The organism is Arthrobacter sp. K4-10C (genome assembly GCF_059090085.1).
The window spans coordinates 1-16,859 of record NZ_JBNHFI010000019.1 but is presented as its reverse complement, the minus strand read 5'-3'; the positions used below and the strand labels follow the sequence as shown (position 1 = coordinate 16,859).

The window sequence follows — 16,859 nt, the reverse complement described above, 5'->3', positions numbered from 1 at the left end:
ACCGACGCAGCCCAAAACATCAAAACCGAAGGCCAACACGCCGCCACCGACGTCAAAGACCGCGCCACCGACGCCAAAACCAACGTCCAAAACACCTGACCCGCTACTAAACGCGGCACCAAGAGGCACGAGCACCACCTGAGAGGCCGGCCCCGCCAAACCGCGGAGCCGGTCTCTCAGTTTCGCACCCTTATGGAGAGGACACCCCATGGCCACTCACGACGCATCCGAGAGCAGCACAGCCAAAGCAGGGCAGGCACCGGATCCAGACGATTCACGAAAGCCGGACAGCCCCACGGACCTTGACAAGCCGAACTGGAAGTACATTGCCAGGAAGACCCTCCGGGAGTTCAGCAAGGACCAGTGCCCCGACCTCGCCGCTTCGCTGACGTATTACGCTGTGCTGTCGCTGTTTCCGGCATTGCTCGCGATCGTCTCGCTGATCGGCCTCTTCGGGGACCCGCAGAAGACAACCGCGGCGCTGCTGGAGATCGTTCGCGGATTCGCCCCCGCCGAGACCGCCGATACGCTCAGCGGCCCCGTGAGTGAACTGGCCAACGCACCCGCGGCCGGTTTGACGCTGGTCCTCGGCCTTGCCACCGCACTCTGGTCTGCCTCCGGCTATGTAGGCGCCTTCGGCCGCGCCATGAACCGCGTCTACGAGGTTGACGAGGGGCGGCCGTTCGTCAAGCTGCGCGGCACCATGCTGGTGGTCACGCTGCTGGCCGTAGTCATCGTGACAATCCTTGCGGGCATGCTGGTGCTCAGCGGCCCGGTGGCGGAGGCGGTGGGAGGTTTGATCGGGCTCGGCGGCGTTTTCCTCGCCGTCTGGGACATTGCCAAGTGGCCGGTCATGGTGGCCCTGATCATCGTCATCATCGCCGTGCTCTACTACGCCACCCCCAACGTCAAGCAGCCCAAGTTCAAATGGATGAGCATGGGCTCGGGGATCGCCCTGTTCGTCTTCCTGCTTGCCTCCCTCGGTTTCGGGTTCTACGTTGGCAACTTCGGAAACTACAACAAGACCTACGGCGCCCTGGGCGGCGTGATTGTCATGCTGCTATGGCTCTGGATCCTGAACATGTCCCTGCTGTTCGGGGCTGAATTTGACGCCGAGATGGAACGGGGCCGGCAGCTCCAGGCCGGCATCAAGGCGGAAGAGACCATCCAGCTGCCGCCGCGGGACACTAAGAAGAGCGAGAAGCTGCAGGCGCAGGAGGAAGAAGACATCCGGCATGGCCGGGAACTCCGTGAAAAGTACAGTGCCCAAAATGGCGACGGCGGCGCTGAAGCTCCAGGGGACGCCGGGGATTCCGGCGGGGACAAGGACGCACACCAGGAAACGGAGCCCCACCGGGACCGCGTGCGGGATAAGGTGCGGGACCGCGCCAGCCGTCCCGAATCCCCCGGCAGCGAAGGAAACAGCAGCCGGTAGGTTCCGGGAGAGGCACAGTGTCCGTCGCCAGGCACTGTGCCTCTCTTTGTGCGGGGCGTGGACGGCGCGTCCACAGCGCCCGCGGCAGGTACTAGGCAGGACCTGCAAGATGGGGGAAAATTGGAGGTAGGTCCAGTTGGAGTTCCCGGGTTTACAAGGGCCCGGGGCAAGGCGGGGCCGGCGGTGAGATGGCCTCCTCTGAGACCGAGGCCAGTCCCCCCAGTCGCCGTCGGCCCCCTCAATCCGCACAACTGCCGGAGTTTCCGGCCCCTTCGGGCAGCCGTAACTGGACAAAGTGATCCGCCCTGCAATATTTTCATGATTACTCTGCTGGCCCCTTTCTGGTGCCGGCGGGGCCGCTGAAGCAGATACGGCGGCATCACGGTCGACCCTAATGAGCGGACATGCCTGCTAACCACTTTGAAGATTTTCTTGCCGAAGCAGTTGTTCCGGACAGGGAGCCCGGCCTGGGCCTCGGACGCGACGAACTCTATGGCCTTTACACCAGTTGGTGCCTCATCCACGAAACACAGCCTCAGTCTCCGGAAGCGCTCTGGGAGGCCCTGCGTGGACAGGGGATCAACCCGGACAGCAACAACCTGTCCATGACCGGCCCGGCCGCCGCCGACTACATCGTGGCCAGCGTGCCGCCGCTGGTCTGAAACGCCCAGCCTGGCGAGTACCTGCAGGTCAACCACAGGGGCCCGCCCCTGTTGGCGCATCCTTTGTGTGGCTAGCATGGGAGCATGGCCTGCGGCAATATGGTCGGCAGGCCACCAGCCGAAGGGAGCAATGCCATGGGTTTGGACGACAAGATCGACAACGCCGCCGAGAAGATGGGCGGCAAAGCCAAAGAGGCCACTGGCCGGGCAACGGATGACGAGAGCCTCCAGTCCGAAGGCAAGGTGGACCAGACGAAGGCCGACCTGAAACAGGCGGGCGAGAAGGTCAAGGACGCCTTCAAGAAGGACTAGGACCACGCGAAAGGGTGCTGCCGCTTACTGCGGCAGCACCCTTTCGCTGCGCCCGCCACCGTCCCCCTGACGTTGCGTCGCAGTTGCTGTCGGGGCCAGGCCTGGCAGCTATTTGGCGGCGGGCTCAGTGACAGAAGCGGTGGGGGACATGGTTTCCGCGTTGACCATCCAGGCCAACTGTTCCAGGCGTTCGATGGCTGCGTGCAGCAGGTCGGCGCTGGTGGGATCTTCCTCGTCGACGTCGTCGTGGACGTCGCGCATGGTCTGTACGGTGCGTTCCAGCCTGGTGGTGATCAGCTTGACGGTGTCCTTGGTGGTGGTCAGGCCCTCAGGAAACTCGTCCAGGCGGTTGTCCGCTGAGACGGTGCTGCTGCGCCCATCGGGCAGGGCGTGCAGTGCGCGCATCCGTTCGGCCGTCTGGTCCGCGAAAAGCCGGGCGGCCACGACGATCTCGTCGAGCTGCAGGTGCAGGTCCCGGAAATTGGTGCCCACGAGGTTCCAGTGGGCCTGTTTTGCCTGCAGGTGCAGCTCAATCAGGTCGGTGAGGACCATCTGCAGGTTGCTGGCAAGGGTGGGTGACGCTTTCATCATGTACCTCCATTGCGGCCTGGCCGGCTGCCCATCAGCCTCACCTCATTCTAAGCATACTTAGTAACTGTCCAGCGGCGACCGAACCGCGGGTGCTACGCCACTGATTGATCGACGCCTGCTAGATGATCCTCGCGAGCGCAAAACCGTCCCAGCCTTTGGATCCGACGGTCTGGATGACAGTGGCATCCAGCCGGGGGTGCTGCCCCAGCAGTTTGAGGGCTTCAACGATGCCGGGCGCATTGACGGGATCGATTCCCGGGTCCAGGACGGCACCCTCCCAGATGGTGTTGTCCAGGACCACGGTGGCCCCGGGCCTGCCCAGCCGCACGGCCCAGTCCAGGTACCGGCTGTTGTTCTCCTTGTCGGCGTCGATGAAGATGAAGTCAAAGGGCTCCCGGCCCTCCTCGTCGAGCGCGGCCAGGGTTTCCAGGGCGGGACCCAGCCGGATCTCCACTTTCTCGCCCAAGCCGGCGAAGTCGATGTTGGCCCAGGCCACTTCCGCGTGCTTGGGGAGGAATTCGCACGTCACCACGGTGCCGTCCTCGGGAAGCCCACGCCCGATCCAGATGGTGCTGAAGCCGGCGAGGGTGCCGATCTCCAGGACGCGGCGTGCACCGGTCAGCTGGACCAGGAGCTTAAGCAGCTTTCCCGCGTTCGGTGCCACCTCGATAGCGGGCATGCCCGCTTCCGCGGCGGAGGTTATGGCCTGCTCCATGGCAGGGTCCGGATGGACCACCACGCGCGTCAGGAACTCTTCAGTTGCCGTCCACTCCGGCCGGGGCTTGTGCTCGAACATTGCCACAGTTTGGCACGGGCAGACTTGCTGGTCCATAGAAATGTGCCGGACCAGAGGTTCACCAGGAATGGCGCGTCAGGAACCGTCTGTGAGGGCATCTTCCAGGCGCTCCACCTTTGCGGTGAGCTCGCCGGTGTAGCCGGGCCGGATATCGGCCTTGATCACCAGGGACACGCGGCTGCCGTAGCGCCCCACCGCCTCGGTGGCGCGTTTGACGACGTCGAACACCTCGTCCCATTCGCCTTCGATGGTGGTGAACATCGAGTCCGTCCGGTTGGGAAGCCCTGACTCCCGGACGATCTTGACGGCGGCGGCAACGGCGTCGTGAACGGATGCGTCGCCGGGCCGGGAACCTTCAGCGGGGGTGCCGGACGGGGCAACAGAGAACGCAAGCAACATGAAGCCAGTCTCCCACGCCGCCGCCCGCTTCCACGGGCAGCGTAGGAGGCGCCGCCGTCACATAAGCGCCTACCCTCCAGTAACGGTGAAGGCGCGCACCTCCGTTGCTAACCTTTTGGGCATGAGTCTCGCAGTCGCCCGCAAACCCCTACGCGCCGACGCAGCGCGGAACGTGGACAAGATCATCACCGCCGCGCGCCAGTGCTTCCGGGAATTTGGTCCGGACGTACCACTGCAGACCATTGCAGCCACTGCCGGCGTAGGCCCTGCCACCCTCTTCCGGAACTTCGCGGACAAGGAAGAACTCGTCCTTGCTGCCCTGAACCGGCAACTCCGGCTCACCGTGGATCCCGTGATCGAAGGCGCCCTGGCCGACATCGATGCCGCCGCCGGACTGTTCCGGGTCCTGGAGTCCCTGATGGATGCCTCCAGTGCCGATGCCAACCTGCTGGGTGCCGTTGCCGGCAGGCGCGAGCTGTTAACCGGCATCACCGGTTCCCTCATGGAATCAATCAGCGTCCTGCTGGTGCGCGGGCAGGGGCAGGGAAGCCTGCGGTCCGACATTTCGATGACGGACATGTTCCGCCTGCTCGCCATGCTGATCGGAGTGGTGGACACGATGGAGCCCGGGTCCGACGCCTGGCGGCGTCCATTGGCGCTGGTGGAAGACGCCATCCGCACTGTCCGGCCGGCGCGTCCCCTCCCGCCGCATGTGCCGGTGCCTGCCGCGACAACCGCGGCTGCGCCGCCACTGACCGCGGCATTGGGTGCACCCGGGCTGGGTTAGATACCCCGGAGCTTCCGGCCGGCTTGCAGCCACCCCTGGGGGCAGGGACCCATTGTGGGCGCCCTCCGGGTGCAATACACTGCAAAGGGGTTACGCAGCCAGCCTCTGGAAACTCGAGATGGAGCGACCGCCATGAAGCAGTTCCTGCATTACCGGCGCCCCACGGCCCCAGCCTGATGAACGCGCCATGAACATTTCGAAGATTTCGCACTACCTCAACAGTCCGCGCGACCCCGAAGACATCCTGCCCACACTGTCTGCCAATGAACTGGCAGACCTGCTGGATGCGCTCTACCAGAACCTGGACACGCCCGAACCTGAGTTCGGGGCTCAGGCCTGGTACGAGATGGCCGTCGAAGAGAGCTGCCGCCGGGCCGTTTCGCCGGACGGCGCCGCCCACGGAGTGGCGTAGTACCAAGGGCCGCCCGAGCCGGGCTGTACCAAAGTCTCCCGCAGCACCCACCGTTTCCTGCATGCCCTTGCCTGCACACCGTTTTCCTGCAGAGGATGCTCGTGGTGCTTATTCCTGCTCGTGGTGCTCATTGGGGACGTGCTCCTTCGCTTCCAGCAGGTGCTGCTGCAGCTTCTCCTCTGCGTCCCTGCGGCGGCGTGCGGTGTCGCGCATCCCCCTCGTGGATTCCGAGCCGCGGGGGTCCAGATATCCGGGACGGGACCTTCCGGACTGCCCTGTTGCAGGCGCGACGGGCGCGGGTTCTTCGTCCGAAACCGGTTTATCGGCTGCTGAGGCCTTTTCCGGGCCGCTTTCGTCCTTGCCGTCTTTGGGCATGACGTCCTGAGGCTCGACGTCTTCCGGCCTGTTGTCTTTTGGCTCCGCGGGCTGCGACTGTGCATTCATCTGGGTGTCCTCCTGCGGCCTCCAACAGTGGGGCCGTTCCGGCCTTCGACGGGCCTTTGGATGTCGGCGGGCGTGCCGGCGGGGCCGTCACCCGCGGGCCGCGTCTCCCCTCTTCCGGATCTCCCGCCGCACCATGGCCTGAAATGCCGGAACCGGCGACGACGGATCCACGCCCAGCCCGGGCTGCAACCTCTTGGCGAGCAACTCGAGGTCCTCCGGCGGGACGTCGGACAGGCCGACGAAGCGGGTATAGAAGCGTTTGGCCGGTAGCCCCGCCCGCCGTCGGGCATTTTTTCGGGGCTTGCCGGCTCTTTCTCCGGCAGCGTGCAGCTGATTATCCATGGTTGCCGTTCACAGGAAATTCAGTGGCCAACTGCATAGCCGCTCCCATAGTACAGCCGGGGGCAGGCATTGGAAGTGATCCGCATCACCCCTGCGTGCCCCCTTGCAACGCTGTCCCGCGCGCCCGGTGGCGGCCCCTGCTCCGGCCCGTCCGTCAGTTCCGGCCGTCAGTCTTAGCCGTCAGTTCCAGCCGAGGACCCTCAGCAGGGCTGCCGTGCCCGCACCGGCGAGCACCACTACCAGGAACGGGGCCCGAAGCGCCAGGGCAATGGCTGCCGCTGCCAGGGCGCCGAGCCGCGCGTCGGCGGCCAACGACTGCCCGGACGCCACCGCGTTCACCATGGTGAGGGACGCAAGCAGGCCGATGGTCATGGTGCCGGCGATGCGCGACATCCGTGGGTCCTCCAGGAAGCGGGCCGGCACCAGGTAACCCGCAAGCTTCCAGGCGTAGGCCAGGGCACAGGCCAGCAGCAGCCAAAACCAGAGGCTCATGTGCCGGCTCCCGGAAGAGTGCCGCCATGACCGCGGTGGAGCCCGCCGTCGTGGTGGCTCCCGCCATGGCTGTGGTGCTCCCCGTAGGGCTCCACGTCAGGTTCGAGCCCCTCATCGCTGCGGCCGTGGCTGAACCAGCCGATGAGGGCCGCCACTAAGGCTGCCACCAGGATGGGCACGCCCGCCGGCACGAACGGAACGGCGATCACCGTGGCCACGGCACACGCCACGGCAATGGCCACAGGTTCGCGGCCTTTGAGCCGCGGCCACAGCAACGCCAGGAAGGCGGCCACCGCGGCGCCGTCCAGGCCCCACTGCTTTGGGTCCCCCAGCCCGCTGCCGGTGAGCGCTCCCACCAAGGTGAAGAGGTTCCACAGCACGTAAATTCCAATGCCGGCGGCCCAGAATCCGCGGCGTTGCTCCGCGGGATCCGTCTGGCCGGTGCTGGTCGCCGTGGACTCGTCGATGGTCACTTGCGCACCCACGTACTTGCGCCAGCCGCTGGGCCGGAGCAGGGCGTTCAGTTGCATACCGTAGATGCCGTTGCGCATCCCCAGCAGCGTGGCGGCGCTCATGGCCGCAATGCCGGAACCGCCGCCTCCCACTACCCCGATAAATGCGAACTGGGAGCCGCCGCTGAACAGCAGGAGGCTGAGGGCCATGGTCTGCCAAAGGTCCAGCCCGGACGTGACGGAGAGCGCCCCGAAGGACACCCCATAGAGCCCCGTGGCGATGCTGATGGAGATTCCCACGCGTACCGCCGGTGATGCCAGCAACCTCACGGCCGCCGCCCCGGTGAGCGCAGAGCGTTTGTGGCAGCGGCGGACAGTGCGGTGGCATCCTGGCCGGACCGGTGAAAAAGCATGGCTCCACTCAACCACAGGGGCGACGGGCGTTTGAAACAACCCTTGAAGCTGCTTGGCGGCGCGTCAGGCCCAGGCCAGCGCGGAACTACCGTAGGTCGGCGGCGGGTTGCGGTAGTCGAGCGGTTGGCCCTCCAGCAGCAACGGAGGCAGGACATACCGGAGTTCCCCAAAGGAACTGGGCATGGTCCGGTAGTCCGGCTGCTGCAGCTCCACTGCCGCTTCATGTGTTCTCGGCAGCGAAAAAAGCTCCTCGGCTGTCCTCGCCAGCGACAGCCGGGCTGCTCCCCCCACGCCGGTCCGACGCCGGGCGGCGAGCAGGGTGACAGCGGCTGCTGCCGCTCCATATCCGGTGGCGTGGTCCAGCGCCTGGACGGGCAGGGCACCCGGGTGCCAGGCGCCGTCGTCCTTCCCCTGGTCGTAGACCTCCTGGCCGTAGACGCTCGCAATCCCGGTGGCCGCCTGGACGATGCTGTCGAAGCCTCGCAGGCCGCTCCACGGCCCTGTTGCACCCCAGCTGTTCAGCGTGACCACGGCCAGCTCCGGGCGGCTCTCCAGCAGGGCATTGGCACCCAGCCCGAACCGGTCCAGCGCCCCTTGCCGGTACCCGGTGACCACCACGTCTGCGCCAGCCACGAGCTCCTGCAGCCGGCGCAGGTTGCCGGGCGTGCCAAGGTCTGCCTCCGCGCTGCGTTTGTCGAAGCAGGTGTCCACGAACTGGTCGGACAGTTCGGGCAGCCGGGGCGGGTCGATCCTCAGCACGTCTGCTCCCAGAGCAGCGAGGAGCCGGGTGGCGACCGGACCGGCGATGACCCTGGTCAAGTCCAGGACGCGGACGCCGGCAAGAGGACGGCGGGTAACGGTGCCCGCGTTTGCAGGTGCCGCACTTGCCGCTCCCTCTGCCCGCCCCGGCATTCCTGCCAGGCCGATGCCAGCACCTTCGCCTTCGGCGGATGTGAGGGAAATCCACGGACCTGACCCGGCTGCATGGCCCATGCGGGAGGCCATCCAGTCGCTGCGCGTCCGGACGGCAGCGGCAATTCCGCCCCTGGCCTGGACGGTGGCCTCGGCCTCAAGGGACGTCATGGTCCGGAGCACGGAGTCCAACTGTTCCGCAGAGCCGGCGTCCAAGGCCTGGAGCAGGCGCTGCTCGTGATGCGGGTAATTCGCGTGCAGCCGGATCCAGCCGTCTCCGGTGCGCCGGAACCCGGACAGCGGGGCAAACCCCTGCAGCTTCCGGCCGGCGATCCTCAGATGCCCGGAAGAATCGAAGGCGGCTGCGGTCAGGGCCGGTGTGGTGGTGAACCTTCCAGGCACGCCGGTGTACCGGTCCAGGGCGGCGGCCGCGGCGCGGACGGCACCGAGCGCAAGGCCCTCCACATCCAGGGGCCCGGCCCACCAGCGGCGGGCGCCGCCGTCGTCGGCTTGTTTGCTCACGCCATGCCTACCTTCCCTGCGGCGAGGCCACCTGAAGCTGGTTAAGCACCCGGGCGGGCACATTGGTGGTGATCTCGTGGATGCCGAGTCCCTGGCACAGGGCCACATCCGCCGGGGAGTCCACCGTCCAAACCCGGAAGCGCCTGCCACCGTCCAACCAACGCCGGACGGCGTCCGGATGCGCGCGCACGTAATCGATGCCCGGCCCGGCAAGGCCGGCCAGGCGGGCGTCCAGGATCCGCTCGCCTTCCAGCTGGGTGGCCTTCATCAGGTTGGCAATAGCCCCGCCGGTGATCGGCCCCAGGCCCAGGCCGCCGCGGATCTCGCGGATGTTGATGTCATCCACCAACTGGCAGATGTATGGGGCCGGGACCGAACGGAGCAGGTGCCGGACCGAGTCAGGGCTGAAGCTCATGAACGTCACCACCACGTTGTCCACCGTGGAACTGGCGGGGTCCCACCCTTCCCGGCGCAGCAACTCGAGGACCCTGTCCTCCAGTTTCAGCTGGAACGGGCTGGGGTGCTTCAGTTCGATGGCAAGCTTGACCGCCCGGCCCGCCCCCCGCAGGATGTCCAGCAGCTCGGGCAGGGTCAGGAACTGTTCGGACCGTGCGCCGTAAGCCTCAGGGATCCGCACGCCCTTCCACGACGAAAAATCCAGGTGCCTCAACTGGCGCAGCGTCCGCTCCGCCACCGGTCCCGTTCCGTCCGAGGTGCGGTCCAGGTTGGCGTCATGCAGGAGGACCACATGCTGGTCACGCGTCAGGTGGACATCGCATTCCACGCCATCGGCGCCGTCCGCCAGCGCCTGCAGGTAGGCGGCCCGGGTGTGTTCGGCGAAGGCGGCGCTCGCGCCGCGGTGGGCAAAGACCAACGGCCTCTGCGGCACTGGCTCCTCAAACGTCATGCAGACACGGTAGCCGACCGCGCACGTGCTGCGGGGCTAGGCTTGGCACATGCAGGTGAACTCTGAGCCAACTACCCGGGAAGCCCCGGCCCGGCCCCCACGCCCGGCGCCGGACGAGGCACAGGCGCGTGCCGCCGCCGTCGGACACCAGCTTGGTGGCGGTGACGCCGAAAAGGCGGCAGCGCTGCGGAAAATGAAGCTTGTGGCCCTGGGCCTGCTGATCGCCATGGCGGTGATTTTCGTTTTCGCTTTCGCACTGCAAAAGGAATACCCATGGCTGCAATACGTGCGGGCGGCCGCGGAAGGCGGCATGGTGGGCGCTCTGGCCGACTGGTTCGCGGTGACAGCGCTGTTCAAGTACCCGATGGGCATCAAGATCCCGCACACCGCGATCATTCCGCGCCGGAAGGACCAGATCGGGGCCTCGCTGGGCGAATTTGTCGAGACGAATTTCCTGTCCGAACAGGTAGTCCAGGAGAAGCTGGCCAGCGTCAACATAGCCCGCCGGGCGGGCGAATGGCTGGCCACGCCGGGCGGTGCCGAGCGGGTGGCCAAGGAGGGCGCGGCCCTCATCCGCGGCATGTTCAAGGTCCTGAATGACGACGACGTCCAGGCAGTGATCGAGGGAATGGTGCGCAAGCATCTGCTCACTCCCCCGTGGGGACCTCCCGTGGGCCGGATGGCTGAGCGGATCTTCCATGACGGGCACCACCACAAGATGGTTGACCTGCTGGTGGACCGGGCAGCCGACTGGGTGGACGACAACCATGAGACGGTCACGCGGCTGGTCTCGGACCGCTCCCCCACCTGGGTTCCGCAGTTCGTGGACGGCCTGGTGGGTGACAAGGTGTACGTGGAGATCCTGAAGTTCGTCCGTGCAGTGCAGGCGGACCCGAACCACCAGGTGCGGCAGTCGATCGACAAGTACTTGAACGACCTTGCCCAGGACCTGCAGCACGATCCTGCCATGATCGCGCGCGCCGAGGACATCAAGGCCCAGGTCCTGGGTGACCCCGAGGTCCGCGAACTCGCTTTCCGGACCTGGGGAACGGTGAAGAACGCCCTGCTGGGTGCCGTGGACGATCCCGACAGCGAACTGACCATCAAGTTCAAGGCAGCGGTCCGGGACTTCGGTTCGCGGCTGGTCAGCGATCCCGAGCTCGCCGGCAAGGTCAACGCCTGGATCGGCGACGCCGCCGGATACCTGGTGCGGACCTACCGCTCCGATATTGCGGGGGTCATAACGGACACGGTTGCGCGCTGGGATGCCGAGGAGACGTCGCAGAAGATCGAACTCCAGGTAGGTAAGGACCTGCAGTTCATCCGCATCAACGGTACCGTGGTGGGATCCCTGGCGGGGTTGGCGATCTTTACGGTGGCGCACCTGATCTTCGGCTGAGCGTGGCTGCCTGTCGAATACAGGTGTGCGGGGAAGCCCGGGCTTAGGCGAAAGGCTGCAGCTCAACCCCGGCTGCTTCGAGTCCTGCCCGCACGCCTGCGGCCATCTCCACAGAACCCGGTGTATCACCGTGGATGCACAGCGAATCAGCCCTGACCTGCACCACGGTCCCATCAACGGCCACCACTTCGCCCTTGGTGGCAAGGCGGACAGCCCGCTCGACAACCACGTCGAGGTCGTGCAGAACGGCAGCTTCCTGGGAGCGCGGCACCAACGTGCCGTCAGCGCGGTAGGCACGGTCCGCGAAAGCCTCCACAAACACCGGGTGCCCGGCCTCTTGTGCCTGCTTCAGCAACTCCGACCCCGGCAGCCCCAGGATGGGCAGCCCAGGATCGTATGCGTTGACGGCCGCAACCACAGCCGAGGCCTGCTCTGCGTCGTGCACCAGCCGGTTGTAAAGCGCGCCGTGGGGCTTCACGTAGTCCACTGAGGCACCCACGGCGTGGGCCACGCCGTCGAGCGCGCCCAGCTGGTACAACACGTCCCCAAACAACTCATCGAAACTCGCATCCAGCGAACGCCGGCCGAAGCCTGCCAGGTCCCGGTAGCCAACATGGGCGCCTACGGTGACGTCAAGCTCATAGGCTGCCCGGCAGCTGTCCAGCATGGTGATCGGGTCGCCGGCGTGGAACCCGCAGGCCACATTCGCGCTGGTCACCAGCTGGAACATCGCGGCATCATCCCCCATTCGCCACGAGCCGAATGATTCGCCGAGGTCAGCGTTGAGATCCAAAAGTGTTGCCTTCCAGCGTCTGCTTGTCGGGAGCTGCGGCTGCCGTGAGCTCCCCTGGAATGGTGTCCGGCATGGGTCCGAACGCTTCCTTTGCGTTCGACACCACTGCGCGGCCCATCATGAGGTTACCCGCTCCGCCAACCACCGCACCGATGCCGAAGGGCAGGGCCCTCCCAAAAAGGGCTGTGCCCTGGCGCTTGAGGAGGTTCTTGAGGAACGCCTTTTGGATCCGGCTGCGGATGCTGCCGAAGCCTGGCATGGGCATCGATTTGGACAACATGCTGCCCCATGCCTTGGTGGCGTTGGCGCCGTTGCCCGCCACCTGCCCGCTGAGCGCACCCAGCAGGGACGTCCCCTCCTCGCCCAGCATGATGGCCATGACCATGGTGCTGGCCTTCTCGGGATTGGTCAGGCGAATGCCGTGGAGTTCGGCCAAGGAGGTGGCGTACAGGGCTGTTGCTTCCAGGAATCCCACTGTCGCGGCCGCGGAGAGTCCCAGCGATGCCACCGTTCCCACGCCGGGGACGACGGCGGTGGCGCCCACCAGGGCCCCGCCGCCGGTGACGGCACGGAGGTAGTCACGTTCCAGGATGTCGGCCAGCTGGGCGGCGGTGGCCCGCGGGTGCTTCTTTTGCAGCCGGCGGATGTAGGCCACCACAAACGGGCGCTGGATTTCCACCGCCTTCAGGAGCATGTTGTGGACACCGGGCTTCGGATTGCCGTCGGCGTCGAACACCGCGTTGTGGGCGGATTCCTGCGCGATTCGTACTGCGGGATTGCTGCGCCTGGCCATGGTCACCTTCATTCAAATCGACCTGCAGCGGTGGGCTGCCGTGCTCCTCCATCCTATGTGGCAGGACACTAAGCATGCTTAACTTCTACCGTTGCGGCCTGTGTGTCAGCGGTGGAGTTCGATGCTGCAGGAGGACAGCCGCATGGCTGCGGGTCCGGTCACATCCTTGTTTGCTCTTCTGCAGGTATTCCGGCCCCGGGGCTACGGCCGGCCGCAGCACCGTCTGCACGCAGCTCTGCCTTGAACACCTCAAAACGGGCGAGGTGGCCCGGCCGGCGGCGCAGGATTGCCCATGCGGCGCCCAGCACCAGGAACCAGGCGGGGGTGACCAGCAGGGCGGCAAGGGTGTCGGGCTGGGTGGTCAGGGCCCACAGGACGAAGGCGAAGAACGCAAAGACCGCCCACACCACCGGGATACCGCCGGGCATCTTGAACTTCGACGCCGAGTGCAGATGCGGGCGGCGGCGCCGGAATGCCAGGTAGCTGGCCAGGATGATGGACCAGACGAAGATGAAGCAAACGGCCGAGACGGTGGTGACCATTTCGAAGGCTTTCCCAACATCCTGCCCGGCGTACATGAGCACGACGCCGGAGAGCAGCAGCACGCAGGACAGGAACAGTGCGTTGCTGGGCACCTTCTTCGACGAAAGGCGGGCGAAAACGCCCGGCGCGTCGCCCTCCTGGGCCAGTCCGAACACCATCCGGGAAGTGGAGTAGATGCCGGAGTTGGCGGAGGACATGGCGGAGCTGAGCACCACGAGGTTGACGATGGTGGCTGCGGCGCCGAGCCCGGCCAGGGAGAACATGCCGATGAACGGGCTGTGGCCGGCGGCGAACTGGGTCCAGGGGGTGACCGACATCAGAATGATGAGCGCGCCGACGTAGAACAGCAGCACGCGGATGGGGATGGCGTTGATGGCCTTGGGCAGGTTCCGCTCGGGGTTCTTGGCCTCAGCGGCGGTGGTGCCCACGAGTTCGATTCCCACGAAGGCGAAAACGGCGATCTGGAATCCGGCCACGAAGCCCATGAACTCGTTGGGGAAGAAGCCGCCGTGGCTCCACAGGTTGTTGAAGCTTGCCGTCCCGGCGTCGCTCTGGAAGCCGGTGAAGATCATGAACAGGCCCACGATGATCAGCGCAGCGATGGCGATGATCTTGATGAGGGCGAACCAGAATTCGGTCTCTCCGAACGCTTTGACTGTGGCGAGGTTCAGCAGCAGGAGGATGGCCACGGTGGCCAGCCCGGGAATCCACAGCGGCAGCTCCGGCCACAGTTCGCGGGAGTACCCGGCGATGGCGATGACGTCCGCAATGCCGGTGATCACCCAGCAGAACCAGTAGGTCCACCCTGTGAAGAAGCCTGCCCACGGTCCCAGCAGGTCGGCAGCGAAATCGCTGAAGGACTTGTAGTTCAGGTTGCTCAGCAGCAGTTCACCCATGGCCCGCATGACGAAGAACAGCATGAAGCCGATGATCATGTACACGAAGATCACAGACGGGCCCGCCGCGGAGATGGTCTTGCCCGAGCCCATGAAGAGGCCGGTGCCAATGGCACCGCCAATGGCGATGAGCTGGATGTGGCGGTTGCTGAGCTGGCGCTCAAGGTGGGGAGGTTCGCTGTGCGCGGCCTTGCCGGAGGAGGATGTGCCGTGGGGTGGTTGGCCGCTGGGGGACGTCGGGGGATGAATCGTCATAGAGGAACTCCATCGTTCAAGCAGCACCACCGGGTGCCGCAAAGATTCGGTTCCTCCCCGCTCTGTACAGGACCTGAGAGTTTCCGCAGCCGCGAGGGCATGCTTGCACCGTCGGTGAGCCAGGGCCTGCCCGGCTGCTTTCCAGAGTTGCCTTTCCGTGGCGGTACATGGGCCTGAGAGTTTCCTGGGGAGGGTTTGCTCCTACGGCGCCTGCTGGATGTACCTGGCAGGGCTCTCCCGCCACAGGTCAAAGGCGTGTTCAGTTAGTAAGTTGCTTCGCGTGGACCGATGCCGGCAGGGCCGCCCCGAATCGGTGGGGCCGGTCCGGCACGGCGTCGGTCACCGGATCAGTGTGGTGCCCGTCACGGCTGGTTGTCAAACCCTTAGGGCGGAGTTTCGGACGGGCTGCGCGGTGCCCCGTCCCGCACAACCAGCCGCTTTCACCAAGCACAATGAGGGCTTCCGGCCGCACCCCGGCGGCCCCCGATTTGCCACCGGCAGGCAAGGCCGTGTACCTTGTGAGCCGAATCACCCACATTTGAATAAGCCTTTCGAGCTGTGACGGGAGAGCCCTCCCGGACCACCACCGGACAGGCGCCGTAGGAGCAAATCCTCCCCAGGAATCTCTCAGGCCCATGTACCGTCACGGCGAGGCGACTCTGGAAAGCAGCCCGGCCACCCACTTCGATGGGGGCCGGACTCACCGACGGTGCAAGAGTGCCCTGCCACGAGCAGGCGCCCTCGGAATCTCTCAGGTCCAATACAGAGCGGGGAGGAACCCAAACCATGCCGCGCCACCCTTGGCCGGCCAGACCTGGAGTTCCTCATGACGATTCAATCCAATCCATCCACCTTCGCTGACCGTCATATCGGCGCCCGCCGCCAGGCCGATGTCAGCACCATGCTCAAGGCCATCGGCTACGACAGCGTGGACGGGCTCGTGGACGTTGCCGTTCCGGGATCCATCCGCCAGGAGGAGGCACTCCGGCTGTCCGACGCCCTCAGCGAGGTGGAGGTCCTCGCCGAGCTGCGCAGGCTCGCCGGCAAGAACAGGACTGCTGTCCAGATGATTGGCCAGGGGTACTACGACACGGTGACGCCGCCGGTGATCCGCCGCAACATCCTTGAGTCCCCGGCCTGGTACACCGCCTACACCCCGTACCAGCCGGAAATTTCCCAGGGCCGGCTTGAGGCGCTGCTGAACTTCCAGACCATGGTCCAGGACCTGACCGCGCTTCCGGTGGCCAACGCCTCGCTGCTGGACGAGGCCACCGCCGTGGCCGAGGCCGTATTGCTCATGCGGCGGGCCAACAAAAGCAAAGACGCGAAGGACGGCAAGACGGTCATCGACGCAGATTGCCTCCCGCAGACCATCGCCATCGTGCAGGGCCGTGCGGAGGCGCTGGGCTTCGAGGTGGAGGTTGCCGACCTCTCCAAGGGCCTTCCCGACGGCGCCATCAACGGCATCGTCCTCCAGCAGCCCGGCGTGTCCGGCCGGGTCTGGGACCAGTCACCGGTCATCGCTACGGCTAAGGAACGTGGCGGGCTGGTGACGGTGGCCGCTGACCTGCTGGCCCTCACGCTGATCACCCCTCCCGGTGAGCAGGGCGCCGATATCGCCGTCGGCTCCACGCAGCGCTTCGGCGTCCCGCTGTTCTTCGGCGGCCCGCACGCCGCATACATGGCGGTCCGGTCCGGAATGGAACGCACGCTTCCCGGCCGCATCGTCGGTGTCTCCAAGGACGACGCCGGCGCCCCCGCCTACCGCCTGGCGCTGCAGACCCGCGAGCAGCACATCCGCCGCGAGAAGGCCACGTCCAACATCTGCACGGCGCAGGCCTTGCTCGCCATCGTCTCCTCCTTCTATGCCGTTTACCACGGCCCCGACGGGCTGAAGGCCATCGCGGAGAAGGTCCACCACAACACCCGCGTCCTCGCCACCGCCCTCGAAGCTGCAGGCCGGGAACTCGTCAGCAGTTCGTTCTTCGACACCCTCACCGTCCGCGTGCCGGGCAAGGCCGGCAAGGTGCTCACCGCCGCAGAAGCACGCGGCATCAACCTGCGCTTCATCGACGCCGACACCGTGGGCGTTTCCATTGATGAAACGACGACGGCGGCAACACTTTCCGCCGTTGCCGTCGCCTTCGGCGCCGGACCCGTTCGGGACGCGAAGGGCTTCGAACTACCGGAAGCGGTGGTGCGCCCTTCGTCCTACCTGCAGCATCCGGTGTTCAATACGTACCGGTCGGAGACGCAGCTGTTGCGGTATATCCGGAAGTTGTCGGACCGGGACCTGGCGCT

General features: G+C 66.0%; 19 protein-coding genes and 3 riboswitches. Of the genes, 7 read left to right on the top strand and 12 right to left on the bottom strand.

Features of this window, described 5'->3' with window-relative positions:
- Nucleotides 1-208 precede the first annotated feature (208 nt).
- The 3 genes from AC5RUU_RS19420 to AC5RUU_RS19410 all read left to right on the top strand — a co-directional run bounded on the left by AC5RUU_RS19420 (nt 209) and on the right by AC5RUU_RS19410 (nt 2,409).
- A complete protein-coding gene (locus tag AC5RUU_RS19420) occupies nt 209-1,435 on the top strand; it encodes a YihY/virulence factor BrkB family protein (RefSeq protein WP_493976839.1) in 1,227 nt (408 codons plus the stop codon).
- 404 nt (nt 1,436-1,839) lie between these two features.
- Nucleotides 1,840-2,097, top strand: a complete 258-nt coding sequence (locus AC5RUU_RS19415) for a hypothetical protein (RefSeq protein WP_493976838.1) — start codon at nt 1,840-1,842, stop codon at nt 2,095-2,097.
- Nucleotides 2,098-2,232: 135 nt separating this feature from the next.
- Entirely contained in the window at nt 2,233-2,409 is a 177-nt protein-coding gene (locus tag AC5RUU_RS19410) for a CsbD family protein (RefSeq protein ID WP_493976837.1), read from the top strand.
- A gap of 108 nt (nt 2,410-2,517) precedes the next feature.
- On the opposite strand, the gene AC5RUU_RS19405 is transcribed toward AC5RUU_RS19410, so the two are convergent.
- From AC5RUU_RS19405 to AC5RUU_RS19395, 3 genes are all read right to left on the bottom strand, one after another.
- Nucleotides 2,518-2,997: a Dps family protein gene (locus AC5RUU_RS19405; protein WP_493976841.1), complete on the bottom strand. Its 480-nt coding sequence runs from the start codon at nt 2,995-2,997 to the stop codon at nt 2,518-2,520.
- A 121-nt stretch (nt 2,998-3,118) separates the two neighbouring features.
- Nucleotides 3,119-3,796, bottom strand: a complete 678-nt coding sequence (locus tag AC5RUU_RS19400; protein WP_493976836.1) for an O-methyltransferase — start codon at nt 3,794-3,796, stop codon at nt 3,119-3,121.
- Nucleotides 3,797-3,871: 75 nt separating this feature from the next.
- Nucleotides 3,872-4,195: a thiamine-binding protein gene (locus tag AC5RUU_RS19395; RefSeq protein WP_493976835.1), complete on the bottom strand. Its 324-nt coding sequence runs from the start codon at nt 4,193-4,195 to the stop codon at nt 3,872-3,874.
- Between the two features lie 121 nt (nt 4,196-4,316).
- On the opposite strand from AC5RUU_RS19395, the gene AC5RUU_RS19390 reads away from it, so the two are divergent.
- Nucleotides 4,317-4,982, top strand: a complete 666-nt coding sequence (locus tag AC5RUU_RS19390; RefSeq protein ID WP_493976834.1) for a TetR/AcrR family transcriptional regulator — start codon at nt 4,317-4,319, stop codon at nt 4,980-4,982.
- A 187-nt stretch (nt 4,983-5,169) separates the two neighbouring features.
- A complete protein-coding gene (locus AC5RUU_RS19385; protein ID WP_493976833.1) occupies nt 5,170-5,394 on the top strand; it encodes a hypothetical protein in 225 nt (74 codons plus the stop codon).
- Nucleotides 5,395-5,502: 108 nt separating this feature from the next.
- Here AC5RUU_RS19385 and AC5RUU_RS19380 read toward each other — a convergent pair whose 3' ends face one another.
- The 6 genes from AC5RUU_RS19380 to AC5RUU_RS19355 all read right to left on the bottom strand — a co-directional run bounded on the left by AC5RUU_RS19380 (nt 5,503) and on the right by AC5RUU_RS19355 (nt 9,879).
- Nucleotides 5,503-5,838, bottom strand: coding sequence for a hypothetical protein (locus AC5RUU_RS19380; RefSeq protein ID WP_493976832.1), 336 nt, complete (start codon nt 5,836-5,838; stop codon nt 5,503-5,505).
- Between the two features lie 87 nt (nt 5,839-5,925).
- Nucleotides 5,926-6,180, bottom strand: a complete 255-nt coding sequence (locus tag AC5RUU_RS19375; RefSeq protein WP_493976831.1) for a hypothetical protein — start codon at nt 6,178-6,180, stop codon at nt 5,926-5,928.
- A gap of 180 nt (nt 6,181-6,360) precedes the next feature.
- Nucleotides 6,361-6,672, bottom strand: a complete 312-nt coding sequence (locus AC5RUU_RS19370) for an AzlD domain-containing protein (protein ID WP_493976830.1) — start codon at nt 6,670-6,672, stop codon at nt 6,361-6,363.
- Nucleotides 6,669-7,454: an AzlC family ABC transporter permease gene (locus AC5RUU_RS19365; RefSeq protein ID WP_493976829.1), complete on the bottom strand. Its 786-nt coding sequence runs from the start codon at nt 7,452-7,454 to the stop codon at nt 6,669-6,671. The genes AC5RUU_RS19370 and AC5RUU_RS19365 overlap by 4 nt, the downstream gene beginning before the upstream one ends.
- A gap of 147 nt (nt 7,455-7,601) precedes the next feature.
- Nucleotides 7,602-8,972, bottom strand: coding sequence for a CoA transferase (locus AC5RUU_RS19360; RefSeq protein WP_493976828.1), 1,371 nt, complete (start codon nt 8,970-8,972; stop codon nt 7,602-7,604).
- Between the two features lie 7 nt (nt 8,973-8,979).
- Entirely contained in the window at nt 8,980-9,879 is a 900-nt protein-coding gene (locus AC5RUU_RS19355; RefSeq protein ID WP_493976827.1) for a glycerophosphodiester phosphodiesterase family protein, read from the bottom strand.
- A gap of 49 nt (nt 9,880-9,928) precedes the next feature.
- Between AC5RUU_RS19355 and AC5RUU_RS19350 the strand changes: the two genes are divergently transcribed.
- Nucleotides 9,929-11,278 (top strand): DUF445 domain-containing protein, encoded by a 1,350-nt coding sequence (locus AC5RUU_RS19350; RefSeq protein WP_493976826.1) that lies wholly within the window; start codon nt 9,929-9,931, stop codon nt 11,276-11,278.
- 43 nt (nt 11,279-11,321) lie between these two features.
- Here the strand turns inward: AC5RUU_RS19350 and AC5RUU_RS19345 are convergent, their stop codons facing one another.
- The 3 genes from AC5RUU_RS19345 to cycA all read right to left on the bottom strand — a co-directional run bounded on the left by AC5RUU_RS19345 (nt 11,322) and on the right by cycA (nt 14,558).
- A complete protein-coding gene (locus tag AC5RUU_RS19345) occupies nt 11,322-12,071 on the bottom strand; it encodes a LamB/YcsF family protein (protein ID WP_493976825.1) in 750 nt (249 codons plus the stop codon).
- Entirely contained in the window at nt 12,055-12,864 is an 810-nt protein-coding gene (locus AC5RUU_RS19340) for a hypothetical protein (protein ID WP_493976840.1), read from the bottom strand. Before AC5RUU_RS19340 ends, AC5RUU_RS19345 begins: the two co-directional genes overlap by 17 nt.
- Nucleotides 12,865-13,022: 158 nt before the next feature.
- The gene (gene cycA, locus AC5RUU_RS19335; RefSeq protein ID WP_493976824.1) at nt 13,023-14,558 is read right to left on the bottom strand and encodes a D-serine/D-alanine/glycine transporter; all 1,536 of its coding nucleotides are present in this window, start codon (nt 14,556-14,558) and stop codon (nt 13,023-13,025) included.
- 52 nt (nt 14,559-14,610) lie between these two features.
- Nucleotides 14,611-14,708: riboswitch (glycine riboswitch) on the bottom strand.
- A gap of 1 nt (nt 14,709) precedes the next feature.
- Nucleotides 14,710-14,808, bottom strand: a riboswitch (glycine riboswitch).
- A gap of 302 nt (nt 14,809-15,110) precedes the next feature.
- Nucleotides 15,111-15,211: riboswitch (glycine riboswitch) on the top strand.
- Between the two features lie 173 nt (nt 15,212-15,384).
- Here cycA and AC5RUU_RS19330 point away from each other — a divergent pair.
- Nucleotides 15,385-16,859, top strand: a 1,475-nt coding sequence (locus AC5RUU_RS19330) for a glycine dehydrogenase (RefSeq protein WP_493976823.1), incomplete at its 3' end; no start/stop codon positions are given.

Bases quoted from the DNA above. Each gene is read 5' to 3' on its own strand.
- cycA (WP_493976824.1), bottom strand. From the start codon at position 14,558: ATGACGATTCATCCCCCGACGTCCCCCAGCGGCCAACCACCCCACGGC.
- AC5RUU_RS19410 (WP_493976837.1), top strand. From the start codon at position 2,233: ATGGGTTTGGACGACAAGATCGACAACGCCGCCGAGAAGATGGGCGGC.
- AC5RUU_RS19390 (WP_493976834.1), top strand. From the start codon at position 4,317: ATGAGTCTCGCAGTCGCCCGCAAACCCCTACGCGCCGACGCAGCGCGG.
- AC5RUU_RS19415 (WP_493976838.1), top strand. From the start codon at position 1,840: ATGCCTGCTAACCACTTTGAAGATTTTCTTGCCGAAGCAGTTGTTCCG.
- AC5RUU_RS19355 (WP_493976827.1), bottom strand. From the start codon at position 9,879: ATGACGTTTGAGGAGCCAGTGCCGCAGAGGCCGTTGGTCTTTGCCCAC.
- AC5RUU_RS19350 (WP_493976826.1), top strand. From the start codon at position 9,929: ATGCAGGTGAACTCTGAGCCAACTACCCGGGAAGCCCCGGCCCGGCCC.
- AC5RUU_RS19405 (WP_493976841.1), bottom strand. From the start codon at position 2,997: ATGAAAGCGTCACCCACCCTTGCCAGCAACCTGCAGATGGTCCTCACC.
- AC5RUU_RS19375 (WP_493976831.1), bottom strand. From the start codon at position 6,180: ATGGATAATCAGCTGCACGCTGCCGGAGAAAGAGCCGGCAAGCCCCGA.
- AC5RUU_RS19380 (WP_493976832.1), bottom strand. From the start codon at position 5,838: ATGAATGCACAGTCGCAGCCCGCGGAGCCAAAAGACAACAGGCCGGAA.
- AC5RUU_RS19340 (WP_493976840.1), bottom strand. From the start codon at position 12,864: ATGGCCAGGCGCAGCAATCCCGCAGTACGAATCGCGCAGGAATCCGCC.
- AC5RUU_RS19420 (WP_493976839.1), top strand. From the start codon at position 209: ATGGCCACTCACGACGCATCCGAGAGCAGCACAGCCAAAGCAGGGCAG.
- AC5RUU_RS19385 (WP_493976833.1), top strand. From the start codon at position 5,170: ATGAACATTTCGAAGATTTCGCACTACCTCAACAGTCCGCGCGACCCC.
- AC5RUU_RS19400 (WP_493976836.1), bottom strand. From the start codon at position 3,796: ATGTTCGAGCACAAGCCCCGGCCGGAGTGGACGGCAACTGAAGAGTTC.
- AC5RUU_RS19370 (WP_493976830.1), bottom strand. From the start codon at position 6,672: ATGAGCCTCTGGTTTTGGCTGCTGCTGGCCTGTGCCCTGGCCTACGCC.
- AC5RUU_RS19395 (WP_493976835.1), bottom strand. From the start codon at position 4,195: ATGTTGCTTGCGTTCTCTGTTGCCCCGTCCGGCACCCCCGCTGAAGGT.